The 19,836-nt window shown below is 39.1% G+C and carries 14 protein-coding genes; 10 read left to right on the forward strand and 4 right to left on the reverse strand.

The window, feature by feature from the left end; genetic code table 11:
* Nucleotides 1-23: 23 nt before the first annotated feature.
* Nucleotides 24-1,271 (reverse strand): efflux RND transporter periplasmic adaptor subunit, encoded by a 1,248-nt coding sequence (locus ACUN24_RS14625; RefSeq protein ID WP_445563155.1) that lies wholly within the window; start codon nt 1,269-1,271, stop codon nt 24-26.
* A gap of 328 nt (nt 1,272-1,599) precedes the next feature.
* On the opposite strand from ACUN24_RS14625, the gene ACUN24_RS14630 reads away from it, so the two are divergent.
* A complete protein-coding gene (locus ACUN24_RS14630) occupies nt 1,600-2,970 on the forward strand; it encodes a YeiH family protein (RefSeq protein ID WP_445563156.1) in 1,371 nt (456 codons plus the stop codon).
* Nucleotides 2,971-3,328: 358 nt separating this feature from the next.
* On the opposite strand, the gene ACUN24_RS14635 is transcribed toward ACUN24_RS14630, so the two are convergent.
* The gene (locus ACUN24_RS14635; protein WP_445563157.1) at nt 3,329-3,928 is read right to left on the reverse strand and encodes a GIN domain-containing protein; all 600 of its coding nucleotides are present in this window, start codon (nt 3,926-3,928) and stop codon (nt 3,329-3,331) included.
* A 352-nt stretch (nt 3,929-4,280) separates the two neighbouring features.
* Between ACUN24_RS14635 and ACUN24_RS14640 the strand changes: the two genes are divergently transcribed.
* Complete coding sequence (locus ACUN24_RS14640) at nt 4,281-5,168, forward strand: sugar phosphate isomerase/epimerase family protein (protein WP_445563158.1); 888 nt, start codon at nt 4,281-4,283, stop codon at nt 5,166-5,168.
* 141 nt (nt 5,169-5,309) lie between these two features.
* On the opposite strand, the gene ACUN24_RS14645 is transcribed toward ACUN24_RS14640, so the two are convergent.
* On the reverse strand, nt 5,310-6,449 hold the full coding sequence (locus tag ACUN24_RS14645) for a sensor histidine kinase (RefSeq protein ID WP_445563159.1): 1,140 nt from the start codon (nt 6,447-6,449) through the stop codon (nt 5,310-5,312).
* Nucleotides 6,450-6,526: 77 nt separating this feature from the next.
* Here ACUN24_RS14645 and ACUN24_RS14650 point away from each other — a divergent pair, with 77 nt between their 5' ends.
* A complete protein-coding gene (locus ACUN24_RS14650) occupies nt 6,527-6,658 on the forward strand; it encodes a hypothetical protein (RefSeq protein WP_445563160.1) in 132 nt (43 codons plus the stop codon).
* Between the two features lie 28 nt (nt 6,659-6,686).
* On the opposite strand, the gene ACUN24_RS14655 is transcribed toward ACUN24_RS14650, so the two are convergent.
* The gene (locus tag ACUN24_RS14655; RefSeq protein ID WP_445563161.1) at nt 6,687-7,412 is read right to left on the reverse strand and encodes a LytR/AlgR family response regulator transcription factor; all 726 of its coding nucleotides are present in this window, start codon (nt 7,410-7,412) and stop codon (nt 6,687-6,689) included.
* A gap of 449 nt (nt 7,413-7,861) precedes the next feature.
* Between ACUN24_RS14655 and ACUN24_RS14660 the strand changes: the two genes are divergently transcribed.
* The 7 genes from ACUN24_RS14660 (at nt 7,862) to ACUN24_RS14690 (ending at nt 19,484) form a co-directional block, all read left to right on the forward strand.
* Nucleotides 7,862-8,866, forward strand: a complete 1,005-nt coding sequence (locus ACUN24_RS14660; protein WP_445563162.1) for an LLM class flavin-dependent oxidoreductase — start codon at nt 7,862-7,864, stop codon at nt 8,864-8,866.
* A 934-nt stretch (nt 8,867-9,800) separates the two neighbouring features.
* Nucleotides 9,801-10,316: an RNA polymerase sigma-70 factor gene (locus tag ACUN24_RS14665; RefSeq protein WP_445563163.1), complete on the forward strand. Its 516-nt coding sequence runs from the start codon at nt 9,801-9,803 to the stop codon at nt 10,314-10,316.
* 63 nt (nt 10,317-10,379) lie between these two features.
* Nucleotides 10,380-11,324, forward strand: coding sequence for a FecR family protein (locus tag ACUN24_RS14670; protein WP_445563164.1), 945 nt, complete (start codon nt 10,380-10,382; stop codon nt 11,322-11,324).
* A gap of 229 nt (nt 11,325-11,553) precedes the next feature.
* Entirely contained in the window at nt 11,554-14,784 is a 3,231-nt protein-coding gene (locus tag ACUN24_RS14675) for a SusC/RagA family TonB-linked outer membrane protein (protein WP_445563165.1), read from the forward strand.
* Nucleotides 14,785-14,797: 13 nt separating this feature from the next.
* On the forward strand, nt 14,798-16,321 hold the full coding sequence (locus ACUN24_RS14680; protein WP_445563166.1) for a RagB/SusD family nutrient uptake outer membrane protein: 1,524 nt from the start codon (nt 14,798-14,800) through the stop codon (nt 16,319-16,321).
* On the forward strand, nt 16,315-18,180 hold the full coding sequence (locus ACUN24_RS14685; RefSeq protein ID WP_445563167.1) for an alkaline phosphatase: 1,866 nt from the start codon (nt 16,315-16,317) through the stop codon (nt 18,178-18,180). Before ACUN24_RS14680 ends, ACUN24_RS14685 begins: the two co-directional genes overlap by 7 nt.
* Before the next feature lie 401 nt (nt 18,181-18,581).
* Nucleotides 18,582-19,484: a metallophosphoesterase family protein gene (locus ACUN24_RS14690; RefSeq protein WP_445563168.1), complete on the forward strand. Its 903-nt coding sequence runs from the start codon at nt 18,582-18,584 to the stop codon at nt 19,482-19,484.
* Nucleotides 19,485-19,836 lie beyond the last annotated feature (352 nt).

Below are 19,836 nucleotides of genomic sequence, written 5' to 3' on the forward strand. Positions count from 1 at the left end.
ATAAAAATTTCCCTCGCATAGTCTTAATTACTGATGGTTATGGTTTTTGTATTTTTATAGTTGCCCATATCTGAGGTAATTACCTCATCGCCAGCTTTTAGTCCGCTTAAAATTTCTACATAATCGAAATTGCTTAAACCGGTTTTAACGGCTCTCCGCTCGGCAATCCCATTTTTAAGTACAAAAACTTCCTGGAGGTTGGAACCGTTAAATGCCGGGCCATTGGCAATCCTTAATACACCATTTCTGGTGGCGGTAACCAGAAAAACATCAACTTTTTGGTTTGGACGAAGTTCTTTACTGTCTTTTTGGTTCAATTGAATATCGAAGGAAACAATGGCGTTGCTGACTGAAGGAGAGATGTTTACAATGGAGCCACGTAACTGTGTATTGCCGATGCGGATAATGGCAGCCATATTGTTGTGGATTTTATCCAGCAGGTTATCAGACATGCTCCCGGCAACTTTAAAACCGCTTAAATCGGCAATTTTGACTAGAGCATCGCCCTCATGAACGCTCGAGCCTATATTTTTGTTTACCCAGGTAATTACGCCGGGTCTTGTTGCAATTACATCAGCCAGATCGAGCTTTCGTTTTAGCGCATCAAGATCATTCCTCTGGATGGCCAAAGCAATTTCAGCTTCCCTGATTTCGATTTTCATGGTCTGCTGTTTGCTCCTGATCTCATTTTCCAGTTGAAGTTTTTCCAGTTCAGCAACTTTTAGGTCAAGTTCAGTGCGTTCTACATCTTCCTTTGTTCCGCCGCCTGCTTTTAATAATCTTTTAGCTGAAGAAACTGCATCTTTTAGGTTACTGATGCGTAATTGTTTAATGTTGTTATTGGATTTGATATCGAAAAAACTCTTCTCCAGATCTAATTTCAGCTTACGGATCTCATTTTCTTTTGATTCCATTTGAAACTGAAGTTTTCCATAATCCGTTTGGGTAACGGATTTATCAAGCGATAAAATAGATTGACCTTTATTCACTTTGTTACCGGCATCCATTAATACATTTTTAATCGATGCGTTTATCGGACTTGTTAAAACCTCTTCGAATTCAGGTAGTATCTCGCCGGTAGCATTGATGGTATTTTCGATTATTCCGGTCTCTACCCTGGCTGTAGTAATATCAGCATCGGTTAGCGATGGCTTAAAATAAAACCGCACCAGCCATACGGTAGTCGCGAGAATAATGATGATGATAAAAATGATGAGGTAAGTTTTCTTTTTCCTTTTCGAAGAAACTTCTTCTTCAATGAGTTTGTCCATTTAAATATTTTATACCAGGCTTTACAATAGGAATGCCATTGTTAAGTTGTTGTTTATTAGAGGCTTATTCTTTATTCTGTAATTAAAAATGCCCGATATCGAACATCCTGTTTATTATCGGGCAAAAATTGAATTGCTGGGTTGTAGACGGATTTGTGGCAAAGGATTTAAGGTCAAATATTTGTTACGGATAAAACCTTGCTGAATAACTACTTTAGTTAGATATTGGGTAACGGTTTATCTTATAATAAGATCGTATTCGCTTGTTGCAGCCTGCCGAATGCAGCAATAAATGTTTTTAGAACTGAAATCAAATTAACATCATACTATGTCGAATCAAAACAATGCAGCAAATACTACCGGAGCCCTAACAGATGCCGGGATAAGTCCTGACAAGAAAACATTTTTGCAATCACTCACCGAAGATTGGTGGGCAGTTATATTGGGAACAGTGATTATTACCGCTGTACTATATTTAACCAGCGATGGCACTGCAATCAGTTTACCTGCATTTAAATGGGCAAATAGTGAAGATCTTTTGGGCAAGATATTATCAGCAGCTAACTTATTGCGGATTGTTGAAATGGGGGCTGTTTTTCTGGCTTTAGCTTCAATAGCTATAGGTTTATCAGGGGGTAATGTTGTAAGGTTTGCTGGTGGTTTTTCGCTTATCTATTTGTTAGCCATCGTTTCCTTTATTATAGGAGGCAATAAAAGTGTATCCTATTTTGGATTGGAATATGTGGTATTTGCATTGCTTATCGGTATTGCGTTAGGTAATTTAATCAAGTTGCCATCCTGGCTAAAAGAAGCGGTAAGATCTGAATTTTATATTAAGACAGGTTTAGTCATATTGGGAACGACTATTTTGTCGGCCGATTTGGTTAAAGCTGGTTTGCCTGGTATCATACAGGCGGTTATTGTTGTTACCGTAGTCTGGTTTTTTTCGATGTGGTTGAGCCGCAAGTTAAAAGTTGATGATGAATTTGGTGTGATATTAGCGTCAGCAGTGTCTATATGTGGGGTTTCTGCAGCAATTGTAGCCGCTGGCGCTATTAATGGCGATAAACGTAAATTATCTTATGTAACCACTTTAGTATTGATTATGGCTATCCCGATGATGATCATTTTGCCCTGGGCGGTAAAGTATTTTCATATACCTGAAGTGATTGGAGGAGCGTGGCTGGGCGGCACTTTAGATACCACGGCAACAGTAACTGCTGCTGGCGATTTGGTTGGGCCAATAGCTGTTAAAGCAGGTGTTATTGCTAAGTTTTCGCAAAATGTTTTTATTGGTGTCGCTGCATTTTTCATTGCAATATGGTGGGCCTATAAAAAACCTAAGGGTGATGATGGCGTAATCCTTAAAGCAGAGCGACCGGGATTGAAAATTGTGTGGGAGCGATTTCCGAAATTTGTATTGGGTTTTGTTGCGGCATCTTTAGTATTTTCTTTTCTTTTATCTCCTGCAACGGCAAAAAGTGTCGGGCCAACCTTAAATGGTTTACGAACCGTGTGGTTTGCAATCGCATTTATTTCGATCGGTATGGAAGCTAAATTTTCATCATTGGTGAAACTTCAGGGTGGTAAACCCGCATTTACTTTTGTTATAGCACAAATATTTAATATATTCTGGACCCTTTTATGGTCGTACATTTTATTTGGCGGGTATTTATTACCTGTGCCTGATTTTAAGTAGGTGAAGCATTGGATTTTACTCTATTATTCAAAGATTCCTGTAGAAAGGTCGTCATTGCGAGGAACGAAGATAACCGAACTAAGTGAGCTCATGAATGCCTTTAAAAACATGTGCAAAAATGAATAATCTTAATGCGGACGCTGGTAGCGATTGTTGTAAGATTGCTTCGTCTGCCTAAAAAAAGAGGGTATTCCATAAATTGTAATTCAATTGAAATTTGTCACGTTGAGCTCAGCATGTACTGAGCTTGACGAATGTATCGAAACGCCTTGTAAGGCATTTAAAATAGGCCCTTCGACAAGCTCAGGATGACAATTCTATATTTATGATATAGCCTCTTTTTACTTTTTTTGTTTCATTATTTTGCCAATGCAATAGTTTGCAATGCAATTGTTTCCGGGCTACTCATTTCTGTGGTTAGTGCAGCAAATCGGTCCAGGTTCAATTTTGGTGTTTTACCCATTACTAATGTATGTTTGTTAGTAGCTCCGCTTAATTTTAGATCGGCATTGTTTTCGATTACGGTATATAAACTTTCTGTATCAGAATTGATTTCTGCAAGAGCATTTCCTGTTAAAAATACCTGTAGATATTTAACATCCAATTTGCCTTGTGTTTTTACCACAGCGTAGTCGGATGCTTTAACCCTATAGATATTATTAACATAAAGGGTTATTCTGGCTATTTCTTTATCTTCTGAACTAATTTTTAATGCATATCCATCTTGTATTACTTTTACTTTGCCTGTATTGTCATCATTGTAGCTAATACCTTCTTTTTCTCGTTGAATTAAGGTAACTTCTACATTTCCACTTACGATAACCTGGTTAACGTTTTTAGGTGCTAAAACTTTAGTTGGTTGTTTCTCATCAGCCATTACACTTGTAGAGAAAATAGAAGCGCTTAAAACGATTGTTGCTAAAAGCGATTTTGTTAGGGTTTTAATAGAGGTTTTCATAATGCTGTTGTTTATTTTTTATATAATATTTTGTGATTGTTTTGTAGATAAGACGCCACTATGGGCGAAACGTTGCAGCTGAAATGCCGCTATTATACCAACACAGCTGAATTGTCGACGAACTGGATTTAAAAACTGCCCAATCGAAATTATTTTGTATTCGATCGATGTGGACTTCTGCTTATTTTGTTTCCCTTCCAATCCGTGATTTTTCTGATACAGAACTTAATGGTCAGATTTTATATTATCTTTAAACAAGGATTCCCACACACTCAACAACAAGTTATTCAGTTAATTAAGAGAGGGGATCTTGAGATTTCATTTTTTTTGACCAAATCATTTGAAGAATAATATGAGAAGTAAAAAATCTAGCTACCTGGCATTTTTGATTTGCCTGATTTATATCTGTTTTTCTGGTTTTATTTCAGATAAACAGGTTTATCCACGTTTAGGTATAGTATCTGGTTTAACACAAGATAGTTTAGCTTATGTTTCTGGTTTTAAAATGATCGGCGAATCGGTTCCGAAGATGCTTTCACCTGCATTAAGCGATGATCAATTTAATGCCAATTTAAAAAAGATTAAAGCAGCAAAATGTAAAGTGTTAAGCTGTAACCTTTTTTACCCGGCAAGTTTAAAAATAGCTGGTCCGGAGGTAGATGAGGCGAAGGTTTTAACTTACACCGAAACAGTTCTTTCAAGAGCGGGACAAGCAGGAGTTAAGTTTATTGTTTTGGGTAGCTCGGGTGCAAGAAGCATTCCCGCAGATTATGATGTCGTTAAGGCAAAATCTGATTTCGTTATTTTGGCTAGAAAGCTAGCGCGAATTGCCGGAAAATATAAGGTTACCATTTTGTTAGAAAATCTTGAGACTACCGAAACTAACTTCATTACCTCGTTAAAGTCGGCGGCAGAAATTGTAAGGGAAGTTAATCACCCTAATTTCAGGCTTAACGCCGATATATTTCACATGATGCGTGAAGGAGAATCTCCTGATGAAATTATAGAAGCCGGTGCCTTGATTGGATTTTCAGAGGTTGCCGAAAAACAAAACAGGACATTGCCTGGTGTTATGGGTGACGATTTTAGACCTTATTTGAGAGCTTTGCACAAAATAAACTATAAAGGTTTCATTTTTATTGAGGGGAGCATCAAAAATGCGGCGACAGAAATGCCGCTTGCTTTTAAATATCTATCTGCTCAGATTGCAGAAATATATTCAGAAAAGAAAACTAATTGATTGTTTATCGGCTATTTGAGATATAACTGGCCGTTATTCGATAATAAAACCAAAGATTGCATATTTGGTTCTTTTGCAGCGATGTCTCTCGCCGTGCCCGACAACATTTTTATTGTAAATATAAATTGGTTTTAACTATTCCTAAGCAGGAACAGGCTGTTCAGCTTTATTAGTTTTAGATACTATGTTTAGTGCATTTAAGGAAATACTGATGTTTAAAGTATAGAAACCTTCATCGTCAATTCCAGCGGTCATTTCTGCATTTTGATGATAGGCATATTTGAGTCGGTTATTGATATTGTCCATTCCTGAGCCGAAGCCTACCTTGCTTTTTATCAATCTCGGTAAATTACGGCTTTCGATATGCAATTTTCCATCAAAAGTGTAAACATCTATAGTAGCTTTATTTTCTACATCATTAAGGTTTCCATGTTTAAACATATTTTCCAGAATAGTAAGCAAAACAAGTGGAATTAATTTAATTTCATCAAGATCAGGTCCGCTGGCAAACTCAATATAAATTGCACCTTGGGTAATTCGGTGCAGGCCGATCAGGTTTTCACACTGCGAAATTTCATCACTTAAACTAACATAACCTTCGTTGTGTTGCGTACTCGCTGCAAAGCGCATCATGTCAGAAAGGTAAAGCATTACTTTAGCATCTTCCGGAGCGTAAGCACTTAGTTTTTGGTGCACAAACTCAAATGTATTAAAAAGCAGATGGGGATTAATCTGTGCTTTCATGAAAGCATTCTTAGACATGGCCAGTTCTTTATCCATTTTTTCCTTCTCAATAAGCATTTGAAAACGCTGTTTTTCGATACGGGATTTTTCAGCTTTTTCTTTGATGAACCGCTTTAAGAAATAATAACCTGTAGAAAAAAGAAGGAAAAACGAACCTCTATAAAGTACCCTGGATATTCTGATCTTCAGGCTTGGCAATTTCCCTGGTAAAATATTGGTATAAGTATTTAGCAAAATGTCAACTCCAGTAACTATGCCTAAATAAATCGAGATCGTAAATATAACAACCAGAGGAACCTTCCATATCGCTCTGTTAGGGAACGTTGTCGCTTTTTCCATCAGTAAAGCAGAGGTATAGAAAAAGGTAATATTAATGATATAATGAATGGCATAATTGCCGAATGTGCCTAGCATACCAGCAAAGTAAACAACCATAACAGTTTCCCAAATGATAAATACAGTCCATGCAATTATGTGTATCCTGTAAGTATATAGCCAGTTTCGCAACATGCTGTTGCTCCTTTTTAACCTATTCATAAAGACTTATTTACTATCCGTGTAACAATTAAAGTTACAGGGTGCCATCGCAGCTAGTTTTCGAAAAAAAACAAATTATGAAAACTCAAAAATTAGCTAAAAGAACACTTTTTGTATTTAAAAAAAAATATAGTGGAAAGATAAACGAAATAACAACCATTTCCGAGCCAACTACTGTAACAGTTACTACAAATACAGGCATAATTTAAAATTATTGAATGTTTTCATCAGTAGTCGCTATTTTTTACGGCTACTGATGATTAACCTTTCGGAAATAAAACTTTTAAACTCACTATAATAAATATCTCCAACGGTAAAGCTAATGTGGTTGTTCATCGTAATCCGATTGCCATCTATATACAAAATCTTATCAATGGCCACGATATAACCACGGTGTAATTGTATAAAGCCGTTTTTGATGCTAAGCTGTTCCCGAACATCTTTTAAGCTTAAGTAAGCAATAATTATTTTTCCTACAGTATGTAATTTAATATAATTATGAAAACTTTCAAAAGCAATAATATCTTCATATTTAACCATTACCGCACGGTGCTCTTCTTCCTTGTTTTTCACTAGAAAATAATCTTCGTTGGCACCCCCAGTCATTTCATGGCCAAAAAGCCGGGTAATTGTGGTGGCAAATTTAGCATAGCTATATGGCTTAAGCAAATAAGCATCTCCTGCAGCTTCAAAAGCATCAAAAGCATACTCTTGGTGTGAAGTAGTGAAGATGAGTTTTCTGGTTCTGAAGCGGATGGCCTTGGCCAGTTCCAGCCCTGAAATTTGGGGCATTTCCACGTCCATAAAAATTACATCAACTGTTTCTGAGCTGGCCAGCTCCCTTAAAGCAGTAATTGGGTCAGTATATTGCTGTATAAGCCGCATGTTTGGAGTATCTTCAATATATTTTTGTAGTCCCGCTAAGGAGCTGTACTGGTCGTCTATGGCTATGCACTTAATCATCTTCAAAATATCTGGTTCTCTTATAACGAAATTACGCCTTTTTGTAACGAAAAGAATACTATCTGTACGCTTTAATTTTAAATCCTTCCCTTATTCACTAATTTAAAGTAAAATTTATCGATTAAGTTTACAAGATGCGGGCAATAGCTACAATCCATAAAATATGCTGGCATCCCGATAAAATATACTCCACCTTAAATGGATTTGCTAATCTATTATAAGTTAAAGTTTATTTAATTAAGAGCACAGGCTCATCCGCTTTGTTACAAGAATATACATATACCTACACCCATGTAGTTTTAGCTGTTTATTAAGCCTTTTCATGTTTTGTGTCATTGCATTGCAATGTACCGTACTGATTATGTTGGCTAAACGTCATTTGTATTCATTTAAACGTGACTTGGTTTTATTAAAGATATTTTTGCAATACAGATTTATCCCTTTAATTTATGGCTGATCACTTATTGAAAAATGTACTTTATTCCGTTCTCGATCTTGCAACCGTTTTAGATGGTTTTACTGCTGCAGATACCTTTAAAACCAGTCTCGATTTAGCTAAACAGTCTGAAACTTTAGGTTATACACGTTACTGGTTTGCCGAACACCATAATATGGCCGGTGTAGCCAGTTCGGCAACGGCGGTACTTATTGGTTATATTGCCGGTAATACCAATAGTATACGTGTAGGTTCCGGAGGCATTATGCTGCCCAATCACGCACCCTTAATTGTAGCAGAACAATTTGGTACACTGGCTTCACTTTATCCTAATCGGATCGATCTGGGTTTGGGTAGGGCACCCGGAACCGATCAGGTTACGGCTATGGCCATCCGTGGCGAAAACTTTAATGCTGCCCATAGCTTTCCCAGGGATATTGAAAAACTGCAACAGTTGTTCTCTGCCAGTAATAATCGGGCAAGCGTAAGGGCAATGCCAGGAGAAGGCCTGGATATTCCGATCTGGATTTTAGGTTCGAGTACAGATAGCGCACGCTTAGCCGCAGAAAAAGGACTTCCTTACGCTTTTGCCAGTCATTTTGCCCCAACCTATTTCGAACAGGCGATATCCATTTATAAAAATAATTTTAAACCATCAGCATTTTTACAGGAACCCTATGTAATGGCATGTGTGAATGTGGTAGCTGCAGATACTGATGCAGAAGCAGAACGTTTATCAAGCTCAGTAAAACGTATGTTTTTAGGTGTCATTACAGGCAAAAGAGAATTACTAAAACCTGCTGTTGATGATATCAATGAATATTGGGGTCAGTTGGAAAAAGAAGCTGTAGAGCAGATGTTGTATTATTCTTTTATTGGCAGCGGTAATACCATTAAAGAAAATTTGGAAGCATTTGTTGCCAAATATGGTATAAACGAGATCATGAGCACATCGCATATTTACGACCATCAGGCAAAATTGCATTCGAATAAAATTTTTGCCGGGTTGTTTGAGTAGTTGCGAGTCATATCAATCGCGTCATGCTCCCGCAGATATCGCTGATTACGCAGAACCTATTGCTTTTTGATGTTAAGCAGTTAATGAAATTAAGACTATATTGTTAAATCAATCGCATCATATTCCCCGATATCGCTGATTATACAGAACTTATTTCATTTTGACCATTAAGTAGTTAATGACATTAAGACTCTGTTATAAATATCTGCGTCAATCTTCTTAGATCTGCGGGAAACAGATAGCCTACTTTTTTTCGCAAATATCGCTGACGTGCGCAGAATCCCGTCCATTTTACATCTTACATTTTCCCTTTAACCACCGAGTTCACAGAGAAAAAATCACAGAGGACACAAAGTTAGTGAGGTACAATTTCCGCGGTAGTCTTCTTAAATCTGCGGTAGCTAATCGCTTAATGTTCCCGCAGATATCGCTGACGTACGCAGAATCCCGTCCATTTTCCATCTTACATCTTCCATTTAACCACTGAGTTCACAGAGAAAAAATCACAGAGGACACAAAGTTAGTCCGATACAATTTCCGCGGTATTCTACTTAAATCTGCGGGAGCTAATCGCTTAATGTTCCCGCAAATATCGCTGACGCGCGCAGAATCCCGTCCATTTTACATCTTACATTTTCCCTTTAACCACCGAGTTCACAGAGAAAAAATCACAGAGGACACAAAGTTAGTGAGATACAATTTCCGCGGTAGTCTTCTTAAATCTGGGGGAGCTAATCGCTTAATGTTCCCGCAGATATCGCTGACGCGCGCAGAATCCCGATCCATTTTACATCTTACATTTTCCATCATCACTTATACTTTAAGATTTGTTAATAATAAGGGAATATTGAGCTGGTAGCTTTGCTGTGAAAATAAGCACCATCCCTTGAGCGAAACTTTACTTTCATCTTTACAGTGCGGAAGCCATCGGGCAATGGAAAAAATCTACCAGTTTTATTGGGGAGATATTTTTGATGCTGCACTAAAAAAAACGGGTGATGAAGCCCTTGCACAGGATATTACCCAGGAGATTTTCATTTCGCTCTGGGAAAACCATAAAACGATTAACCTGTCTGGAAGCCTGGCTGCTTATCTGCATGGAGCTGTAAAATATAAAGTGATTAATTATTTCAGGTCGGGCAGTATTAAAGAACAGCACCAAACTGCGCTTGCAGCCCTGATGGATGAGCAGCATACTGCCGCGGCGGATGATAAATTAATTTTAAAAGAGCTTCACCTGGAGGTAGATGCCGCCATTGCACTTTTACCCGAAAAAATGCAACTGGTATTCTCAATGAGCCGAAAACAGGAGAAATCCATCAAAGAAATTGCTGCTGAACTCAACGTTTCTGTACAAACAGTAAAAAACCAGATCTCTGCAGCATTAAAGCTTCTTAAAAAAAGTCTTTCCTATATCATGTTAATTGCTGTATTGATCGGATTAACATAAAGTTAATCTATAGATAACATCTTTGGTTAGTACCTCTTTGCTTTTGAACTGACATGTATTTAAATGACAGAAGAACAGGCAAAGGAACTGCTGCAGAAATATCTCGATCAGCAGGCAAGTCCGCAAGAGCAAAAAAAAGTTGAAGAGTGGTACGCCACACTTCAGGCAAAAGATGTGGTGTTACCCGCCGATCGGAAAGCTGCGATAGGGGCAGAAATGTTTGCTCACCTTCAGATCGCTATGCATGGGAAGCCAGAACCAGGCAAAGTATTCAAACTACAATCTTTTATCAGGATTGCTGCCGCCGTATTCCTCATCATTACAATAGGAATAAGTGTTTGGAAGCTCAATACCAAAGTGGCGTGTGAAAATCAGGTAACCATAGTTACCGGAAGGGCACAACAGAAGCGAATTACTTTATCAGATGGTTCGGTGGTTTTATTAGGTCCGTCAGCGAAACTCTGCTATCCTAAAACCTTTGCATTAAACAGCCGCCATATTGCACTTAAAGAGGGGGAAGCTTTTTTTGATATTGCTCATCAGGAAAAAAGACCATTTACAGTGCATACAAGCGCTGGGTTGGATATTAAAGTTTTAGGGACTTCTTTCAAAGTTAAAGCTTATCAGGGCAATAAGCAGCTTGAGGTTGCTGTAGTTACGGGTAAAGTTGCGGTGAGTAATCAAAAAGGCAACCTGGCTACGCTGGTTAAGGATGAGTTTTTAACCTATGATAAAAATGAAGGTCGCGCTGCCATCCGTAAAATCAAAGCGTCTGCTTTTATCGAATTTGCTTTCGATGGTGCAAACCTCGATCAGGTGATCACTAAACTCCAATATGTGTACAGTATTAAAATTTTGCTGAACGATACGGCTTTGGGCAAACTTAAAACTACTGCATCCTTCAGCAGCAAACAATCGCCTGAAGAGATTTTGGATATTATCTGCAGTCTGCATCACCTCAGGTTCAATGCATCAAAAAATCATAAAACATTTAATATATACAGATGAGATAGGATATAGAATTTTCTACGGTACCGGTCAGACTGGTCGCCGCAATCTTTCTTTCTGGCCAATGGCCAGCATAATTAAAGCTTTACAAAAATAAAATCAAACAAATTAAGCAATGAAAACAACCTCCGCTAAGAGGACACCAGCTCTTTACAAGATCATGAAATACTCATGTTTAACATTTACAATCCTCTGCTTTTTTTGCAGCTCTATCCTCGCTTCAGCAGGTATGGCACAAAAATTAGAGAAAACTACGGTTAGCATTACCATCAATAAAGGCCGTAAGATGACTGAGATCATCAAAGAAATTGAATCCCGTACCGGACTTAGTTTTGTGTACAATCCAGATCAGCTGCAACAAAAAAATATGTTTTTAAGCGGCGATTTTAATACAGAACCCGTAAGATCACTTTTAGACAGGCTTGGTTTGCAGGTTTTGGAAAAAGGTGGATATGTGATTTTAAACAATGCCGTGATGAATAAGCCTGACCGGGTGGTTACAGGCGTAGTAAAAGATACCACAGGTTTGGCACTTCCAGGTGTTTCGGTAAAGGTATTGGGCACACAAAGTGGTACTATTACCGATGGAAATGGTACTTATCGCATTGCAGTTGGCGCTGATGCTGTGCTGTCATTCTCCATGATCGGTTACCAGACCAGGGAAGCGAAAGTTGGCGAAGACCAGGTCATTAATATTGTTTTGAAAGAAGAACGCTCCACACTTGCCGATGTAGTGGTTGTGGGTTACGGTACGCAGAAAAAAGAAACCTTAACCGGAGCAATTAGTATTGTGGGGATGGATAAACTTTCATCACGTTCGTTAAATAGTGTAGGCGAGGTGCTTGCCGGAAAAACCCCGGGTGTGATTGTAACCAATGAGGGTGGTGATCCAACATCTACACCGCGTATCAACGTTCGTGGCTCAGGTGGTCTTAATGGAGAAAATGTACTGTATGTAATTGATGGATCTATATTTTCGGGTACACCACAGCTTAACCCTAACGATATAGAGTCGATATCGGTACTAAAAGATGGATCTGCTGCCATTTACGGCGCAAGGGCTTCTGGTGGCGTGGTATTAATAACCACCAAAAAAGGTAAAAACGGAAAAATGCAGATCAGTTTCGACGCCAAGGTTGGCCAACAAAGCGCCTGGAAAAAGCTAGAACCACTAAATGCACAACAACGTGCACAGGTGGCAGCAACAGCGGCCAAAAATGGCGGAACTACGATTTTGCCTTCCTTTGATGCCGCAAAATATCCTGACGGACAGATTACCCGCACCAATTGGATGGACGAGGTTTTTAGGGATGGATTGTTGCAAGACTACAATGCCGCAATAAACGGTGGTAGCGAAAAATCGAACTATTATCTAAGTTTTAATTACCGCAATGCAGAAGGGATTGTGTTAAACACCAAAGCCAAACGTTACAACTTCAGGATCAATACCGAGCATGAGGTGACCAATTGGTTAAAAGTTGGCGAAAACCTTTCGTATAGCAGTACCAACGGTAACGGAGCCAACACCAGCAGCGATTACACAGGGGCCTTGCTTTCGGCCATTTATTACCCAACCAATGGTACACCTTATAATGCCGATGGCAGTTTTGCAGGTTTGCCTGGACCGTATGCAGGAGATTACGGGGATGTAGTTAACCCTGTTGCTGAGTTGAAACGTATCGATATCAACAACCCTAAAAATGTGTTGGTGATTAATCCTTATGTTAACATTAAACTGGCTAAAGGCCTAAGCTTTAGATCGAATTTAAGTATCACTAAAATTGATTCGACATTTAAAAGCTTTACACCCAAAAGGCCAGAGGTAGGTAAACCTGTGTTGAGCAATAGTTTGCGTGAAAGTAGCAACCATAACAGCGATTTCCTGGCAGAACAAGTTTTAAATTACAAAACTACCTTTGGTAACCATCAGCTAGATCTTACCGGTGGTTATTCGTTTCAAAAAATGCAGTATAGAAGTTTAGTTGCTTCAGGGGCTGGTTTTGACGATGAATCGCCACAATACAGATATTTGATGAATGCTACAGTAATTCAACCTTCATATAGTGGTTATATTGCACAGGCACTTTCATCACTGTTTCTGAGGGCGAACTATAACTATCGTGAAAAATATCTGGTGTCGTTAATCGGTCGCCGTGATGGATCATCGTTACTCACCAAAAATAACAGGACCAGGAATTATGGTTCGGCTTCGGTTGGATGGGTAATGAGCAAAGAAGATTTTCTTAAAGATGTAAGTTGGTTAAATGAATTGAAATTAAGGAGCAGCTACGGCTTTCTCGGTAATTTAGCTTCACTAACTACCGATGCGGTTAATCCATTATTAACGCCAACGCAAAGTTATTTTGGGCAAACGCCAACTTTGCAAAATGGTTATGTACAAAACATTTTAGCCAATCCTAATATAGCATGGGCAGAATCAAAACAAACCAACATTGGTGCTGATGTAGCAGTACTGGGACGGATAAATCTTTCAGCAGATTATTTTATCAAAGAAATCGATAGAATGATCTTAACCAGAACATTGCCCGGAACTGCAGGTTTAAATACTCAAATCATTAATGCAGGTAAGGTAAAAGATAAAGGTATTGAGTTAGGGTTAACTTACAATAGTGATAAAAATGCAGCTTTCACCTACTCGGTAAATGCTACTTTAACCAAAATAAATAACAAAATAGAAGAACTTATACCTGGTATAGAAAACCAGGTTGTATCTACCAATTTCCGGAATGAGGTTGCTCCCCTTACCAATAGGGTAGGACAGGCGTTGTATAGTTATTTTGTATTAAAAACTGATGGCATTTTCCAAAGTCAGGCAGAAGCCGATAACTACAAAAACGCTAATGGACAAAAGATACAGCCGAATGCAAAAGCTGGTGATTTTAAATTTGTTGATATGAATGGAGATGGATCAATTGATAGTAAAGACCGTTATTTTGCAGGCAGTGCATACCCTAACTTTACTTACGGTTTAAGCTTTAATGCAAGTTATAAAAATTTCGACTTTAATATTTTTGCACAAGGTGTACAAGGCAATAAATTATTCAATGCGGTAAAACGTACTACTTACAGCGCTAGTGGCCCTTCTTACAATAAACTGGTCGGTATTCTTGATGCCTGGTCTCCTGAAAATCCAGGGGGTAAAGTTCCAATTATTTCTACCAGCGATGCCAATGGAAACTTTGCAGCTTCTGATTTTTATATTGAAGATGGTTCTTACCTGCGCATCCGTAATGTAACCTTAGGGTATAGTTTGCCAAAATCAATCGCCAATAAATTAAAAACAGGTGGCGTAAGGGTTTATGCCACAGCAAACAACCTTTTTACCATTACTAAATATTCGGGCTTTGATCCGGAAATCGGAATGGACAACAACGGAGTGGATGTTGGGCGTTATCCGCAAGCCAGAAGCTTTATCCTTGGTTTAAGTGTAAATCTATAATCACAAAATAACAATGAAAACGAATTTAAAATATATGGCATTTGCCGCCCTTGCTTTTTTCTCTTCCTGTACAAAAGAGCTTGATATCGTGCCTGAGGGATCTCCATCGGCACAAAATTTCTGGAAAACAAAAGAAGATGCGCTAAAAGCCGAGGGCGGAATGTACGAAAACTACAACGCCGAAGATTTTTACGGTCGCGGGATGTTCTGGTTTATCAATGCCAGCGATGATATGGTTACCGGCCGCAACAAGCCAGAGGCCGATAACATTAAAAACTTTAACCGTACTTACGTAGGCGGTGGTTATACCGAAACGCAATGGAGTATGCGTTATGCCATCATCAAACGTGCCAACGATATCATTATCAATGTGCCAAAGATCAATATGGATGAAAGTTTAAAGAAACAGATCATTGGCGATGCTTATTTTAATGCTGGTTTGGTTTATTTTCAGCTGGCTGCAAATTATGGAAATGATAAAGCGGGTGTACCAATTGTTAGGCCTGAAACCGATGCATCTCAGCCCATTCCCCGCGCCAGCAATGTAAACGAAAACTACGATTATATTATTTCGCTTTTATTAAAGGCAGCCGATAACCTTCCCTTGTTCTCTGCAATGAAAGCTGCAGATTATGGTAAAGCGCACAAAACTGCTGCATGGGCTTACCTATCTAAAGTGTACCTGTTCAAAAAAGATTATGCCAATGCTGCTAAATATGCTGATATGGTCATCACTTCAGGTCAGCATGATTTAATCAATACGGGTTTTGCAGATGTTTTTAAAGCTTCAAACAACTGGTCTAAAGAATACATTTGGTCAGTAGTTTGTACGCCAAGCGGCGGCGGAACAGGCTGGGGAAGCAAGCTCCCTGGTGTAATGCTAACCAACAAAGCATGGGGTATTTATAATGGATGGGGTTATTACCTGCCAACCAAAGAACTTTACGATTCTTACGAAGCCGGAGATCAACGCAGGGAAGCTACCATTTTGAAACCTGGTGATAAATTTATGTTCTTTGGTACTGAGCGCAGCTTTACCAAAGATGCAGGAGCGACTTCAAATTACCAGTTTAAAAAATACATGGAGCCGTTTTCTTATGCTAACCCAATTCCAACACATGTTAACCCTAACGGTGATAACGGAACTACGGATTTAAATGTGCCATTAATGCGTTATGCCGAAGTTTTGCTAATCAAAGCCGAAGCTGCAATTAACCTAAGCGGTGCAGGAGCGGGCGATACCGAACTGAACAAAATCAGGCTTCGTGCAGGTTTAGGTGCCAAAACGGGAATGACTATAAATGATCTTAAGCGCGAACGCCGTAATGAGCTTGCCGGAGAATGGGCAGATCGTCACCGCGATTTAGTAAGATGGGGCGATGCTCAATCCGCTTATGCCAAGCCATTACACGATTTTGATGGAACTGTAATCTGGCCGGCAAGAACTTTCAACCCACAGATACACGATGTTTGGGCGGTGCCACAAAGAGAAATCGATAACAGTGCAGGTGTAATTAAACAAAATCCAGGATGGTAAAAAAAATAGGGATAAACTTTGCAGTGCTGGCCTTTGTGCTGGGGCTGCAAAGTGCATCTGCCCAGGTAAAGCTAAATGCAAACCGTGGACATAGCCATAACGATTATAAGCAGGAAATCCCCCTTTTAACGGCATATTATGCCGAAATGGGATCTATTGAGGCCGATGTATTTTTAAAAGACGGACAATTATATGTAGCACATGAAGCTTCAGAAATTAAGCCGGGTTTTACCCTTAAAAAAATATACCTCGATCCGCTAGCCGGGTTTTTTAAAGCAAAAGGAAATCATCCTTATAGCAATGCGACCTTAAAACTACAATTGGTAGTTGATGTAAAGGAAGATTACAAGCATGTACTCCCGGTATTGCTAAAAGAGCTCGAAGGTTATGCTGAGGTATTCGATGCAAAAAAGAATGCCAATGCAATTAAAGTAGTGGTTAGTGGCGATATGCCTGCGCCAGCCGATTTTAAAGATTATGATGAGAAATTATTTTTCGACGGCAGGCCGGCAACCACTTATACCGATGCGCAATTGGCAAGGGTAGCGATGATCAGCGATGATTTGAAAAATCAGACCGTATGGAACGGAAAGGGTAATCCTACCAAAACAGATGAAGCAAAGATGAGAGGCACGATAGAGCAGGCACATCGTAAAGGCAAACCTTTCCGCTTTTGGGCTTCACAGGATAGTCCGAACACCTGGATTGTACTCGAAAGGCTTGGTGCAGATTGGATTAATACGGATAAACCGACCAAACTGAAAGATTTTTATCTTCATCAGGATAAATTGAGTTATACCAATCCAAAACCATATACGACCTATACACCAACTTATAAAACCGACGGCCAAGACAAAGCGCCCAAACATGTTATTTTGTTAATTGGTGATGGGATGGGACTGGCTGCAATCCACGCTGGCTTGATTGCCAATCATGGAGATCTGAACATGGCAAAGTTCCATTATATTGGCTTTTCTGAAACCGCTGCTGCCGATGCTGGAAACACCGATTCGGCTGCGGGAGGCAGTGCCATGGCAATTGGTTATAAAACCAATAACCGTTACATTGGTATGGGACCTGATGATCAGAATAAAACCAATTTGGTTGATACTTTAGCTATCTTCGGTATCAAAAGTGGTATCATCACCGCTGGCGATCTGACTGATGCAACACCAGCAGTATTTTACGCCCATCAGCTCGACCGCTCTTATAACGGTGCAATTGCGAATGATCTGTTAAGCAGCAAGGCCGAAGTTTTAGTCGGTTCTAACCGCAAAGCTTTCGAGCAGAATAAAAACAGCAGGCTTTTGGCAGATCTAAAAACTAAAGGTTTTCAGGTAACAAATAGATTAGCTGATTTTGAAAAGCAGCATGAAGGTAAACAATTGGTTTTACTTGATGATTCGGCTACCCGGCCTGTGCTAAAAGGCCGTGGCGGTATGCTTAAAAAATCTTTATCACACACCACGCAGATTTTATCAAAAAATAAACCTGGTTTCTTCATTATGGCCGAAGGTGCGCAGATCGATTACGGTGGCCATACCAACGATCTGCCTTATCTCGTTACCGAACTACACGATTTCGACCGTACCGTTGCCGAAGCCCTTCGCTTTGCTGATCAGGATGGTGAAACATTGGTGATCGTAACTGCCGATCATGAAACCGGTGGATTAACACTTTTAGATGGTGCCGCCGAAAAAGGAATGGTAAGGGGCGAATTTAGCACCAACGATCATACGGGTATCATGGTTCCGGTGTTTGCTTACGGTCCTGGCTCGCAAAACTTTACTGGTGTTTATCCTAATAACCAGATTTTTCATAAAATCATCAAGTCTTACCGTTTAGCGAAGGCTAAATAAAAGGAATAAGCCAAATCCCAATGGTGGTGTCTGCATACCAGAGCACAATATCATTAACCACTGATGCACACAGATAAACACGGATCTATATCTGTGTGCATCCTTTTTTCTGTGGTTAAATATATTTACGTCTACCTGATGCTTAACGTAATAACATTATTTACAATGCCGCTCTTTTAATTCGTTTTAAGTTAACAGGTGGTGTCTGTATACCAAAGCACAATATCATTAACCACTGATGCACACAGATAAACACGGATCCTATATCTGTGTGCATCCTTTTTATCTGTGGTGAAATATTATGCTTAACGTAATGACCTTATTTAATTTACAACGCTGCTTTTTTAATTCGTGTTAAGTTAACATACCGTTGCTAATTTTAACCCAACAAATAACAGATAATGGAAAGAAGATCTGCACTCAAAAATATCGGTGGCCTGTTTTTGCTGCCAACCTTATCAAAAAAATCATTCTCAACAGAGAAAAAACCTGTTTTAAGGGTTGCGCACATTACCGATGTACATCTGAAAAACCAATTTAATGCACCAGCAAGATTTGCAAAATGCCTGCACCACTTACAGGCACAATTTCCAAAAGTAGATTTGATTTTAAATGGTGGAGATATTGTTTTCGACATGAACAAAGAAAACATAGACACCATTAACGATCAATGGAAACTGGTACAGGAAACCATGAAAAACGAATGCAGCATTCCTGTACATTACTGTTTGGGGAACCACGATATCTGGTGGAATGAAACGGCTAAAGGAGATGTTTTTTATGGAAAAAAATATGCCATGGATAAATTGCAGTTGGCTAAACCTTATTACAGTGTGGTAAAAAGCAATTGGAAAATCATTGTGCTGGATAGTACCCATTTGGATATCGATAATACCTGGTACATTGGCAAACTGGGCGATGAGCAATTAGATTGGCTTAAAAACGAACTGGAAAACACCAGTAAAACGATGCCGGTGATGGTGATGTCGCACATTCCGATCCTTACGGCACTATTGATGATAGAAGATAATATTGTAAACAAATGGACCATGTTGGGTGGGGATATGCATACCGATACCGCTAAAATTATTAATCTTTTTTATCAGCATCCCAATGTAAAACTGTGTTTAAGTGGTCATTTGCATATGCGCGATAAAGTGGTGTACAACAATGTGACCTATCTTTGCAATGGAGCGGTATCTGGTGCGTGGTGGGAAGGCAACAGAAGAGAAACCGCACCAGGTTACGGTTTAATTGATTTGTATAACGATGGGGGTTTTGAAGAAAAATATGTGAATTATTAAATGATGAAAATGTAATATGGGTGATAGAGCAGGCTAGTTTAGGCCCAGTTGAATACTGCATCTGTATAGTTGTTCTACGCTTCAAGTCCTTCATTCATAAACCTGACAGCAACGGAAATCCTTTTTGTTTTGCAGCAACCTCAAATATACTGTCATGCTGAGGTACGAAGCATCTGCAGGCTATAAAACAGATGCTTCGTACCTCAGCATGACAGCATCACAAAAAGATTGAAGTGGATGGCAGGGCTGCAGTTCCCGATGGAAAAATGGGCATATATTTCCAAAAAAAAAAGCAAAAATAATCTATAAAATCTGAGCGGAACTTTCTAACGTTCTAAAACTATTCTTGTTA

It is taken from the genome of Pedobacter sp. WC2501 (assembly GCF_052682415.1).